This window comes from Micromonospora sp. LOL_025 (assembly GCF_048060285.1).
Taxonomy (GTDB): Bacteria; Actinomycetota; Actinomycetes; order Mycobacteriales; family Micromonosporaceae; genus Micromonospora.
This window is the reverse complement of sequence record NZ_JBHMIR010000026.1, coordinates 72781-84354: the sequence shown is the minus strand read 5'-3', so window position 1 is coordinate 84354 and position 11574 is coordinate 72781. Positions and strand designations below refer to the sequence as shown.

At 68.7% G+C, this 11574-nt stretch carries 9 protein-coding genes and 4 pseudogenes; 5 read left to right on the top strand and 8 right to left on the bottom strand.

Annotated features, from left to right (window positions below; all coding sequences use genetic code 11):
* Nucleotides 1-71 precede the first annotated feature (71 nt).
* Nucleotides 72-1035 (bottom strand): annotated as a pseudogene (locus ACFHW0_RS25180) (IS701 family transposase); the annotation flags it as partial.
* 111 nt (nucleotides 1036-1146) lie between these two features.
* A pseudogene (locus tag ACFHW0_RS25175) lies at nucleotides 1147-1341 on the bottom strand (IS701 family transposase); the annotation flags it as partial.
* A 245-nt stretch (nucleotides 1342-1586) separates the two neighbouring features.
* On the opposite strand from ACFHW0_RS25175, the gene ACFHW0_RS25170 reads away from it, so the two are divergent.
* Entirely contained in the window at nucleotides 1587-2792 is a 1206-nt protein-coding gene (locus ACFHW0_RS25170) for an IS256 family transposase (protein ID WP_416611389.1), read from the top strand.
* 254 nt (nucleotides 2793-3046) lie between these two features.
* Here the strand turns inward: ACFHW0_RS25170 and ACFHW0_RS25165 are convergent, their stop codons facing one another.
* Entirely contained in the window at nucleotides 3047-3397 is a 351-nt protein-coding gene (locus tag ACFHW0_RS25165) for a hypothetical protein (RefSeq protein WP_416611381.1), read from the bottom strand.
* 77 nt (nucleotides 3398-3474) lie between these two features.
* Here ACFHW0_RS25165 and ACFHW0_RS25160 point away from each other — a divergent pair, with 77 nt between their 5' ends.
* Entirely contained in the window at nucleotides 3475-3672 is a 198-nt protein-coding gene (locus ACFHW0_RS25160; protein ID WP_416611379.1) for a hypothetical protein, read from the top strand.
* 33 nt (nucleotides 3673-3705) lie between these two features.
* On the opposite strand, the gene ACFHW0_RS25155 is transcribed toward ACFHW0_RS25160, so the two are convergent.
* Nucleotides 3706-4032, bottom strand: a complete 327-nt coding sequence (locus ACFHW0_RS25155; protein WP_416611377.1) for an ArsR/SmtB family transcription factor — start codon at nucleotides 4030-4032, stop codon at nucleotides 3706-3708.
* 16 nt (nucleotides 4033-4048) lie between these two features.
* On the opposite strand from ACFHW0_RS25155, the gene ACFHW0_RS25150 reads away from it, so the two are divergent.
* From ACFHW0_RS25150 to ACFHW0_RS25140, 3 genes and pseudogenes are all read left to right on the top strand, one after another.
* On the top strand, nucleotides 4049-4525 hold the full coding sequence (locus ACFHW0_RS25150) for an SRPBCC domain-containing protein (protein ID WP_416611375.1): 477 nt from the start codon (nucleotides 4049-4051) through the stop codon (nucleotides 4523-4525).
* Between the two features lie 111 nt (nucleotides 4526-4636).
* Nucleotides 4637-4828, top strand: a pseudogene (locus ACFHW0_RS25145) (DUF899 family protein); the annotation flags it as partial.
* Nucleotides 4829-4898: 70 nt separating this feature from the next.
* Nucleotides 4899-5240, top strand: a complete 342-nt coding sequence (locus ACFHW0_RS25140; RefSeq protein ID WP_416611373.1) for a DUF899 family protein — start codon at nucleotides 4899-4901, stop codon at nucleotides 5238-5240.
* Between the two features lie 752 nt (nucleotides 5241-5992).
* Here ACFHW0_RS25140 and ACFHW0_RS25135 read toward each other — a convergent pair.
* The 4 genes and pseudogenes from ACFHW0_RS25135 to ACFHW0_RS25120 form a co-directional block, all read right to left on the bottom strand.
* Nucleotides 5993-6514: pseudogene (locus tag ACFHW0_RS25135) on the bottom strand (site-specific integrase); the annotation flags it as partial.
* A gap of 76 nt (nucleotides 6515-6590) precedes the next feature.
* Nucleotides 6591-7820: an IS21 family transposase gene (istA, locus tag ACFHW0_RS25130; protein WP_416611371.1), complete on the bottom strand. Its 1230-nt coding sequence runs from the start codon at nucleotides 7818-7820 to the stop codon at nucleotides 6591-6593.
* 1093 nt (nucleotides 7821-8913) lie between these two features.
* Entirely contained in the window at nucleotides 8914-10746 is a 1833-nt protein-coding gene (locus tag ACFHW0_RS25125; RefSeq protein WP_416611369.1) for a B12-binding domain-containing radical SAM protein, read from the bottom strand.
* Nucleotides 10743-11549: a hypothetical protein gene (locus ACFHW0_RS25120; RefSeq protein ID WP_416611367.1), complete on the bottom strand. Its 807-nt coding sequence runs from the start codon at nucleotides 11547-11549 to the stop codon at nucleotides 10743-10745. Before ACFHW0_RS25120 ends, ACFHW0_RS25125 begins: the two co-directional genes overlap by 4 nt.
* Nucleotides 11550-11574 lie beyond the last annotated feature (25 nt).

The following is an 11574-nucleotide window of genomic DNA, read 5'->3' as shown; positions in this document are numbered from 1 at the left end:
ACCGGCGTCTCGTCTCAGCCATGAACCTCTATCCCTCAAGTTCTGGCCTCCACGTTACGAGGGGAAGGGCAACCGGCGACGGCGACCAGGTGGTGCAGCGGAACCGGTTGGGGTGACCAGCAGCGGTAGAAGGCCAGCTCGCCGGTGCTGCGGTTGCGGCGGATCAGCAGCCAATGGTGACCCTCGTGCTCGTCGACGGCCAAGGGCAGGGTGACGAACGCCCAGTCGTAGTAGCGGTGCCCTTTCGCCCCCTGGCCTGCGGAGATCCGCTGCCACGCCCACGTCGGAAGGCCGGCGCCGATCTGGTCCGCTCGCTGGACACCCAGTCCGGTGGGGACCCGGTGGCGAGCAGGCGACCGCGAGGACGTAACCCAGCTCGTGGTGGCGCAGGGCCGCGGCCAGATGCGGGTCACCGCCGTAGGCCTCGTCGCCGGCAACCCACCGACACGGCAGCCCACCGGCTACCGCCGTGTCGATCAGACGACGTGCCAGCTGCGGCTTCGTGGCGAACCTGACCGTGTCGGGCACCCCGGCCTCAGCCCGCCGGACGGGGTCCTCGGCCCACGATTTCGGCAGGTAGACAGCGACGTCGACCAGGGTGTGCCCGGCCGGGGAGGCATACGACAGGTGCACCGCGAGCTGACAGTTCTCAATCTTCCCGGCAGTGCCGGAGTACTGCCGCTGCACCCCGACGGTGTGCACGCCCTTCTTCAGATCCCCGGTCTCGTCGATCAGCAGGACACCGTCCGGATGCCCGAGCTTGACCGCGACGAAATCCCGTACGTCAGCACGTACTTCCGCGTCGTCCCAGCTGGCACGACCGATCAGGTCCTGCATCCCTGACGGGCCGTCGTCGCCGGCGTGCTCGGCGATCGTCCAACAGTTCTTGGTCGGCAGCGGCGCCAGCAGTCCGGCCAGGAAGTCCCGCACCCGCCGGCGAGGCTCAGGCCGACCGAAACGCGACCCGATCACGCTCGTCAGCTCGTCGAACAGCCCCAACCATCGCTGGGCGTCTACTCTGTAGGCGGCAGCCACCGCCGTATCTTGGGTCCACACAACCACGAGACTCAGCGGTGGCTGCTCCATGCCCACGGACAAAACCACACCGCCGCGGCAGGTCAGAACGGATCTCCTGCTGGAGTACTAGGCGTCGTACCGACGAACCTGATAGTGGTCCAGGCCGACCTCGGTCTTGGCGGTCTGGAAGCATTCCTCGATCGCCCAACGGGTCCCGGCGACACGGATTAGATCCTCGTCCTGCCTGCCTGCAGGGCCGAAGTACAGGTAGTAGGCCAGGTCCGTGGGGTCGGTGATGCTGCGGCGGATCAGTAGCCAGTGGCCGTAGCTGTCGTCGGTGCCGGGCAGGGAGGCCACGGCCCAGTCGTTACAATCCCGGCTGCTGCCGCCGGCGTACCAAATCTACGGACGGATGATGGCGCCGATCGGGATGGGTGCAGCATCAGCTGCCAATACAAATAACGGCTGATCGACCGATCAGGTAGAGACGCCAGATGACGACCGAGACCACCGTGGGACAGCCGGCCGTGGAGCCGGTGGGTGCGGTCACGGATGAGCAGTTGATCGCGATGCTGGTCGATCGGGCTCGTGGGGACGGGTTGAAGCTGACCGGTGAGGGCGGGCTGTTGCAGCAGCTCACGAAGCGGGTTCTGGAGTCGGCGTTGGACGGTGAGATCACCGACCACGTCGGCTACGACAAGCACGACCCGGCGGGTCGGGGCAGCGGGAACACCCGTAACGGCAGCCGGACCAAGACCGTGCTCACCGACGTCGGACCGGTCGAGGGCCGGGTGCCACGCGACGCCGCCGGGACGTTCGAGCCGCAGATCGTGCGTAAGCGTCAGCGGCGCCTGACCGGGGTCGACGACATGGTGCTGTCGCTGTCGGCCAAGGGTCTCACTCACGGGGAGATCGCCGCGCACCTGGCCGAGGTCTACGGCGCTGAGGTGTCGAAGCAGGCTATCTCCACCATCACCGACAAGGTGATGGACGGCATGGCCGAGTGGCAGAACCGGCCTCTCGACAGGGTGTATCCGGTCGTGTTCATCGATGCCATCAACGTCAAGATCAGGGATGGTCAGGTCGCGAACCGGCCGATCTACGTGGTCATGGCGGTCGCCGTCGACGGGCACCGCGACATCCTCGGGATCTGGGCTGGTGACGGTGGTGAGGGCGCGAAACACTGGCTGCATGTGCTCACGGAGCTGAAGAACCGCGGTGTCCAGGACGTGTTGATGCTCGTCTGTGACGGGCTCAAGGGCCTGCCGGACGCCGTCGCGACGGTGTGGCCGCGCACGATCGTCCAAACCTGTGTGGTTCATTTGCTGCGCAACTCGTTCCGCTACGCGGCTCGCCAGGACTGGGACAAGATCGCGAAAGCGCTCAAGCCGGTCTACACCGCGGCGACCGAGGACGCCGCGACCGAACGGTTCCTCGAGTTCGCCGAGACCTGGGGCAAGAAGTACCCGGCGATCGTGAAGCTGTGGGAGAACGCCTGGGCCGAATTCGTGCCCTTCCTCGCCTTCGACGTCGAGATCCGCAAGGTCATCTGCTCCACGAACGCGATCGAGTCGGTCAACGCCCGCATCCGCAGAGCCGTCCGCGCCCGAGGACACTTCCCGAACGAAGCCGCAGCACTCAAGTGCGTCTACATGGCCTTGATGAGCCTCGACCCCACCGGCACCGGCCGCCGCCGATGGACCATGCGCTGGAAGGCACCCCTGAACGCCTTCCAGATCGCCTTCGAAGGCCGGCTCACCCCGACCAACGACTGACCACCTCAACAACCAAGATCAGCCGTTAACTTGACAGACCTCATCACATCCAAGGCTCAAGTGTCCAGGACCAGGGGCAACTCCCGTGGCCCGGCAGGGGACGTTGTGCCCGGGTGGCGTGGTCGCGTGGGTCTGCTCGTACTCCTTGGTGATCGACACCAGCAGCGGGAAATCGGCCAGGGCTGCGAAGTTCGCGGTGCTGGCGTAGCCGCTGTCGGCCAGCCACGCCGCGACTTCACCGGTCAGCCCAGCGGCTACGCGGTTGTGTTGAACACGTCTGATGACCGGGACGAGTGCGGATCGGTGAGTGAGGCCCTGGCCGCCGCAAACGGGATCGGTCGCGGGTAGCGCGCACGATGCAACGCGGCCTGCGCCCGGGCGAGGCGGGCCTGCTGAGCAACGACCTTGGTCTTGGTCTCGATACTGGCCGGCGGGCGCCTGACAGTGCGCCGCCGTCCCACGGCCTGATCCTGTAGGGTCCGGCGGGCGTAGTCGGCCAGCCGCTGCTGCTGGCCGGCCGTGACCTCGGCGATCGGTGAGCCGTCCACCCCCACGGCGGACAGGTCCACCAGCCCGCGCCGGGCGCACAGCGCGAGGGCCTGCACGAACAGCGCCTTCAGGCCCTCGCGGTGACGACGCAGGAACCGCGCGACGGTGGCATGATCAACCCGCGAGGTCGCGGATGAGCGGTGAGATCGTGTCGACGGTGAGGGGCTGGCCGGCGCGGCGGCGGGGGAACAGCCGGCGGGCGTCGCGGTTGGTGACGGTGCGCATATTGGTGCGCTGGTCGGCGGGCGCGTTGGTGGGGCTCGTCGCCGACCTCGACCCGTCTCGCGGGGATGCGGTGATCGCCGCCGAGGGCATCACCCGGGCACTCTGACCCGCCCGCTGCTGGCCAGCCAGGCCCTCCGGCTTATTCGGTGTTCAGCCGGTCGAGCAGGTCGACGGCGGCCCGCATGTAGCCACTGATCCAGCGGTCATGGATGCGTTTGATGGGCAGTGGGGCGAGTGAGAGGTGCCGCTCCCGGCCGACCTTGCGTCCGGTCACCAATTCGGCGCTTTCTAGCACCCGCAGGTGTTGCAGCACGGTGGTGCGGTCCAGTTCCGGCAGCAGATTGCAGAGCGAGCCGGTGGTGTGCGTGGACTCCTTGAGCGCGTCGAGCATCCGTCGACGTGCCGGCGAGGCGAGCGCCTTGAACACCAGATCGTCGTCGAAATCCTTGGCGATCGAGCCAGTCATGTTGTAACAATACAACATGACTGCGGATGGCACACTCACGGAACTGTCCTTCACCGTCTCCGGGCGGATCGCGCGACCGCGCGCCGAGGTGTACGAGGCCGTCGCCGATCCCGCGCAGCTCTCCCGCTACTTCACCACAGGCGGGGCGCGCGGGCGGCTGGCGCCGGGGGAGCAGGTCGTCTGGGACTTCCACGACTTCCCCGGCGCTTTTCCGGTCACGGTGGCCGAGGCAGACCCGCCGCGCCGGATCGTCATCGAGTGGAGCGGCGAGGCGACCACGGGCGATGGCGGCAACACCCGGGTCGTCTTCGAGTTCGATTCGATCGACGACGACACCCGGACACTGGTGACCATCACCGAGACGTCCTGGCAGCCGAGCCGGGAGGGGGCCCGGGCCGCGTTCGGCAACTGCGAGGGGTGGACGGGGATGCTCGCTGCCCTCAAGGTCTGGCTGGAGCACGGCATCAACCTGCGCGAAGGCTTCTACAAGTGAGCTGGCCGCCGATCGTCGACCGGGCGACCTGGAACGACGCGCGAGGCGTACTCCTGCAGCAGGAAAAGGCCTGACCAGGATGAAGGACGCGATCAGCGCGCCCGCCGGCGGATGCCGATGGTCGAGGTGCGCCCCGACTACGCGTTCCACGGCCCGGAAGGCACCGTCACCCTGCTCGACCTCTTCGACGGGCGCCCCCAGCTCATCGTCCAGCACTTCATGTTCGCGCCCGACTGGAAGGAGGGGTGTGACGGCTGCTCGATGATGGCGGAGCACATCGGCCCCCTCTCCCACCTGCACGCCCGGCGTACCTCCTTCGTCCTCACCTCCCGCGCGCCGCTGGAGCGCCTTCACGCCTTCGGGCTCGAGTGGGGTGGCATTTGCCCTGGTACTCGACCGTCGGCGACGCCTTCACGAGGATTTCGGGGCGACCGTCGACGGCGAGGAACGCCAGGAGATCAGCGTTTTCCTCCGCAGGGACGACCGGGTCTTCCACACCTGGTCGACCCACGCCCGAGGCGAGGAGCCGTTCATGCTCGTCTTCGACCTGCTCGACCTCACGCCACTCGGGCGCCAGGAAGACTGGGAAAACTCGCCACCCGGGTCACCGCAGGAGCCGGCCTACTCCTGGATGCGGCTCAGTGACAGCTACGAGGAGGCCGGGCGTCAACGTAGCTGTCACCAGTCCGCCGACCCACGACCGGAGCGCGCCTGACAGTCACTCGACCCTGGGTGCTTGACGCCGATCGGGCGTGCTGGCCTGGAGCCCGCTTACCTCCGGCTTCCTGACGGCCGCTACCGCAAGGGGCAGCCGGTGGATCTGTCCACGGGCCGGGCAGCTTCGCCCCTGGGGCGGTCGAGGATCCCATGTGCAGCGATAGCGTGCCCGCCGGCCAACGCGAATCCATACTGGCCGCCGACCTGCAGGGCGATCTGCGCCAGCCGGCGATGGATCGGCGGGGTTTGGTTGCCCATTACGGGGCGTGGCTGCGCGCGCGCACTGGCCAGCTCGGGAAACCGCGCTTCCCACAGCGGGCGATCCTGCGGGGGCAACACCAGGCTCGGGCCATAGGCGCAGCAACGTCGTGCCGTCCAACCATTGGGTGAGGTCGTCGGGGGCGGTGGCCTCGCGCAGCACCGTCTCGTACGTGCTTGCCAGACGACGCGGGCTGCCCAAGTCGTAGCGTGTGCGCCCAGACCAGTCGCGTCGGCGATCCAGGCTTACCACGCCGCTGGTTGGTCCCCGCAGATCGTCGAGTCGGTCTGCGACGACGTAGGGCCGCTGCTCGGCGTAGCGGGAACCGGCTGGCGCTCCGCTGGGGTTGGCATCACCAATGATCGACCAGCCTCCTCAGGCTGTTTCCTGACGACAACGCTGAGACCCACGGTAATCGACGTTGCTGCGGGGGAGAGGGTCGCGTCACTGTGTCGGACCCGTCTTGTCTGTCGATCGATACGGAGCCGCCGGCGATTGAGGCTCTCGCCGAGCTTCCGCAGGGCTTCGCGGGTGGCCTTGGACGAGACCTGGCTGTAGATCTCCATCGTGATCGAGAAGTCCACGTGTCTGAGGATCGCCATTGCGATCCGGGGATGCACATCCAGGTCGACCAGGAGTGAACCGCAGGTGCGGCAGGCGTCGTGGACGGTGATCTTTGGGACGCCAGCGCGGGCGATGCGGCTGTCGTAGGACCGGTTGAAGTTTCGCGGCTCGACGGGCAATCCATAGCGGGTCGTGAAGACCATGCCGGTATCGTGCCAGGCATCGCCGGCCTTCTCCCTGGCCGCCTCCTGTTGCCGGCAGCGGTGCCGCAGCGCGGTGACGCAGATGGCCGGCAGCGGGAGGGGAGCGTCGGACTCCTCGGTCTTGGTGGCCCGGTGCAGCAACCGGCCACGTACTCGCTGGAGCTGCTTGTCGATGACGAGGCTGATGTTGTGGTTGTCGCGACAGTCCTCGCAGAACTCCTCGCCATGTGGGGTGCAGGGCTTGTCCCCAGAGACGGCGCCTTGAGGGCGCGGGTGAGGAACGCGATCTCCGAGGCGACGTTGCGGCTGATCTTGGCGGCCATCACGCAGCCACCTCGACGTCCAGGCCGAACAGGCGGTCGTAGTCGCTCAACGGCCGGCGTTCGACCTGGGCGTCAACGGCGGTCGTCGGGGTGCGTTGGGCAGCGACGCGCAGGTCCGCGGCGGCTTGCCGGTGGGCAGGATCGGTGATGCTCTGATGGCTTGCCCAGCAGCGGTCGTGCCGGGCCGCGGGTCGGCCGTCGCAGAGCACCGTCACGTGGTCGCAGTCGGCGGTGACCTCGACCCGCCGGCCGACTACCGCTGGGTGCACCGAGTAGTCGTTGCCGTCCAAGCGCACGTAATGATCGCGGGGAAGGCGGGTGGTCTGCCGCCAGCCGACCACCGGCGCAACCGGTGGCAATGGCAGCATCGCGGCCCGGTCGGCGTCCCACCGGTCCAGCGGGCGGCAGCCCAGCTTCCGGTGTTGGCGGTTGTTCGCCCGCACCAGCCAGTCGGTGAGTTGGGCGTTCAAGTCCTGAGGTGAGCCGAAGCGGCGTCCGGGCAGGAATGAGGTCTCTAGATAGCCGTTGGCCCGCTCGACCAGGCCTTTGGCCTCCGGGTCCGCCGGCCGGCACTGGATCACCTTGATGCCGAGGGTGCCGCGGAAGGCGTTCATCGCCTCGGTCAACTGCGGCCGTCCGGCCCGCCACTGCCCGATGGCGGACTCGTTGTCCCACACCAGAGCCTTGGGCACCCGACCCCAGCCGGAGATCAGCGTCCAGTGCCCGACCAGCAGGTCCGGCGACTGCCTGGTCGGGATCATCACCGCTGACAGCCACCGCGAATACCCCGACACCATCACCAGCACCGGCGGCCTGCCGATCTGCCCGAAGCCCAACGGCACGTCCGCCGGCGGGAACCACAGGTCGCACTGCGCCAGCTCTCCCGGCAGGTACTCCGTCCGCTGAGCCGGGTCCGGGCGGCGGAACAACGGCTGCAGCTGCTGCACCCGATCGGCGAACACCGTCTTGCCGCGGGTCCACCCGACCCGTTCCATGATCACCGTTGTCGGCATGTCCGGGAACTCCGCCAACAACGCCCTGATCTGCGGCTCGACCGCGTCCACGATCGAACCCTTCGCCGCCCGCTGATAGCGGGGCGGCTCATGACTGGCCAAGGCATTGCGCACCGTGTTCCGCGACACCCCCAGCCGGCGGCAGATGGCCTTGATCGCCATCTGCTCCGCCCGGTGCAACCGACGGATCTCCGCCCAGTCCTCCACGCTCAGCACCTCCCGATGCTTCCGGAAGGGTCAAAATTCAGCCGGAACCACGGGGTCAGTTTTCAGGCGGAGCCGACCCACCCAGGCCTCCTCTGGCCCCTGCAAAGTCCCCGTCTGGAGCGGGCCGGTCTGCTCCTCGACATAGCGCCGCCACCGTGCTGTCGGTCGCTCAGGCATGACGAGAGCGTGACAGAGCCATACGACGGAGTCGGGCCGTATCGATTGCGAGGGCACTCCGCCGCCGTGGTGGTTCGGGCAATCGCGGCCACGCCGCTTCGCGGCTTGCCATCGGACGCCGGGGTCCAAACGGCGCGGAGAGCCGCCGACACGGCAGGTCGCCCCCGGCCTCAAGGCCGGGGCGGTGAGCCATACGCCGCCGGGTAGCCGCGTGCCCGCAGCCGTGCCAGTAGCCCGTGTCGCAGACGGTCGGCAGCGGTCATGATCGGCGGCACGACACTGCGGCCGAGCAGACGTTCCGAACAGATCAGGTCAGACGGAAACGATCTTCCCAACTGGTGGTACGTATGAGCCTGGCTACGTGGCGTCCGGAGGTCCCCTACGTCTGCCGGCACGTGGCCGGTACTTGGCGAGGCCGAGTGCAAGGAACAGGACCGCCAAGGCCACCAGCATCAACGCTGCTGCAGGGGCTAACGCACCGCTGAGTCGGCCGAGGTACCCCGCTGCGACTGACAGAAGGGAGAGCCCACCACAGAGGAACCACATCCCTGCATCGAGCGGCCGTCTCCACCTCCTTTGGACAAAGGGCGACATACGGCGGGTCAGCAGGAGACGAACACCGTAGCCGGCTAGGACCAGGCCGCCGACTCCCAGCAGCACTTGGAAGACGTCCCGGGGATCCGTAGAGCTGCCTCTACCCAAGGGCCTGGTAGACAACCAGGTCGAGGCAAGGCTTGGGCTGGGCCGACAGCACGTGGGAACCGGCGAGCCTTCACGTGGGCGCTGAGCGCCGTTCCGGCGTTGGTGATCGACTGCCCTCGGCGTGCGGTACCGCCGCGTCGTGGTGAGCGACCCATGCCCCGGCGATCTTCCACAGCACATGCACCGGAACACCGCTGGCGCACCCGCCGAGGCGACGCCGCTTTCACTGCTGGGTCGGGACGACCTGCTGGTGCAGCGCGGAGCCCAGGATGTCCGCGGCGAGGCGGTACAGGTCGGAAGCGGCCTCCCCGGTGATGGCGGAGAACTGGTGCGCGGTCTCGAATGCCGGGTGCCGCTCCAGCTTGTCGCGGTAGTCGGGCAACGGCGCGTCCGACCTCATCAGGTCCAGCCACTGGCGGGTGCCGGGATAGGGACTGTTGATGTTCAGCGCCACACACCCGTCCGGGATGCAGCCCTCGCGGTGCAGGTCGGCGATGAGCTGAAGCGTCCGTACCCGCTGCTCGTCGGTCTCGCCGAGGCCGAATTGCAGCGAGGTGCCGACCCGGACACCGGCGGCACGACACCAGCGGGCCACCCGCCGGAACTGCTCCGTCCAGTCCGTCGGCTCCGCGAGCAACCGTAGTCGCTGCACCTTCTGCACCCGTTCGGCGTCCGGCTGGGCCGACTCCACGCCGAAGTAGATGTAGCTGCATCCGGTCTGGCCCATCCGGTGCAACAGCTTCTCGTCCACGTCGTTGATGGTGGTCTGGCAGCCCCACTCGACCTGCCGGCCGGCCGCCTGGTCCGTCTCGAGCATCGTGAGCAGGTCCGACAGCCAGCGACGGTTCTGCGTGAACGTGCTGTCGTCGAAGAACACCGCCTCGAATCCCTGGTCGCTGCGGAGACGGATCTCCCGCATCACGTGCGCGGGCGTACGCTGCCGGATCTTCGGCTGGTTGTAGAGGAACGCGTCCGCGGACTCGTGGCAGAACGAGCAGGAGTACTTGCAGCCGAGAGCGGCCATGACCTGAGCGGTCCGCCGGTTGTCGAAGACGGGGAAGAGGTTCTCGTGGGTGAGCCTGGTGACGTCGATGAACGGCAACTTGTTGCCGTCGATCGGCGTGCCGCTCAGTGGTATCGGCGTGATTCGCCCGGTGTCGTCGTCGACGAGGATGAGCTGCCCGACCCCGGGAAGGGCGGCGAAGCGTTCGGGACTGGCCAGCAGCCTCTTGCGCAGCGCGCGGGCATCGGTGGGCAGGTCCTCGGCGATCACCATGAGCACCTCGGGCAGGGCGAAGACCGCGTCCCCGGCGAAGACCAGGTCCACGATGGCGCGTTCCCGCTCCTGGGCGAAGGTCTGCAGGGCGGCCAGCCGGGCCAGCTGCGGGGGCGTCAACGAGTACGCCCCGTGGACGCCGCGCTGCCGTTCGCCCATCGCCCGGACCCGCTCGGAGGTGGACCGGTAGGCATCCGGGTTCACGGCGTCCTCGTGTTGTCCCCCGAGCAGCACGATGCTGTTCGGGGAGACCGTCTTCACCAACTCGGCGATGCGGATCGCGAAGTGGTGGCCCTCCGACAGGTTGCTGATGCCGACGACCACGGGAAGGTGCTCGGCCACGCACTCGACGAGTGCCTTCTCGAACGCGTCGCTGTAGGCGGGCGGGTTGAGCACACCGACGACCTCCGGCACCCGGTCACGGGGAAACTCGTCGATGCGCAGCATGCGGTCGAGCAGGCAGGTGGCGTACAGCAGGGGGGTCGGCATCCCGGGAAAGGCGCCGGTGGCGTTCTCCTCGATGTGGGGGGCGCTGACGAACAGGACCGGGAAGTGCTTGAGGCGGTGCCCCTGCCGTTCCGCCTCCGGCCCGCTCGCGGTGCCCAGTCGGGCGATCAGCTGTCGCTCCCGGTCCAACTCGCGCCGCATCGCCGCGGGAGAGACGGTGCCGGGGTCCAGGCCGTCGCCCGGGTACCAGCGCCATCCCCGCTCGTGCTCGGAGAGGTCGCGCGCGATGCGCTCCGCGCGTTGCCGGCGGACGCGCTCCTCTGCACCGGTCACCGGCCGAGGACCTTCAGGACGAACGCAGCGACGTCGGCGTCCGCCAGCAGGCGGCTGCGGTCGACCGGAAACGTGGTCGCGCCGACCAGGAGATGGGCCGGGTACTCGGCGTCCTGCGTACCGGAGAGGACCACGGACCCGAGCGGCGCCGCGGCCGGCGGCTGGGCGGCCGACAGCGACGACGCGGCGAGGAACGCGAGGTAGGCGGCGAACCGGTCGGCGAGTTGCCGTTGCATGGCGGCGGGCACGGGCATCGTGCGGCAGGCGGCGGCGAGCGTCGTACGGTAGGCGTCCTCCAGGCCGGTCAGGACCGGCAGCAGCGCGTGGCCCGTTGTCGCGGGCTCCGTGTCGCGGGCCGTGACGGGGGCGAGGGCCGTCGCCAACTCCTCCGGCTCGAGGTGGGCGGCGAGGGAGTCGACCGCCTGCCGGTACTCGCCGTGGGCGATCCGGCTGTCCACGAGGACCGGGTCCACCGTGACGAGGCTCGGGTCGGCCGCACCGGACCCGCGGATCGCGGCCGCGAGCTGGGCCGCGAGCGGTGCGGCGGCGCAGTGCCCCAGGACACCGACGACGGGCGGCCCGTCCGCGAGGGCGCCGGCCAACCACGGCTCGATGTAGGCGCCGGGCTCCGTCACCTCCGTGACGGTCGTCGCCGGCGGTACCGCCTCAAGCACCCGGTACCCGGTCAGGTGCGGGGCGAGCTCCGCGAAACCGGGGTCGCCGCGTCGCGCCTCGAACGCGACGGTGAGGATCACGCCCGCGCTGCCGTCGGCCAGCAGGCGCCAGGGGGAAGGTGTCATCATGCTCCCGTCCGGTAGGGCCGCGCGA

Excerpts from the sequence above, each read along its gene's own strand:
- ACFHW0_RS25170 (WP_416611389.1), top strand. The coding sequence starts at position 1,587 with ATGCTGGTCGATCGGGCTCGTGGGGACGGGTTGAAGCTGACCGGTGAG.
- ACFHW0_RS25160 (WP_416611379.1), top strand. The coding sequence starts at position 3,475 with ATGAGCGGTGAGATCGTGTCGACGGTGAGGGGCTGGCCGGCGCGGCGG.
- ACFHW0_RS25155 (WP_416611377.1), bottom strand. The coding sequence starts at position 4,032 with ATGACTGGCTCGATCGCCAAGGATTTCGACGACGATCTGGTGTTCAAG.
- ACFHW0_RS25150 (WP_416611375.1), top strand. The coding sequence starts at position 4,049 with ATGACTGCGGATGGCACACTCACGGAACTGTCCTTCACCGTCTCCGGG.
- ACFHW0_RS25120 (WP_416611367.1), bottom strand. The coding sequence starts at position 11,549 with ATGATGACACCTTCCCCCTGGCGCCTGCTGGCCGACGGCAGCGCGGGC.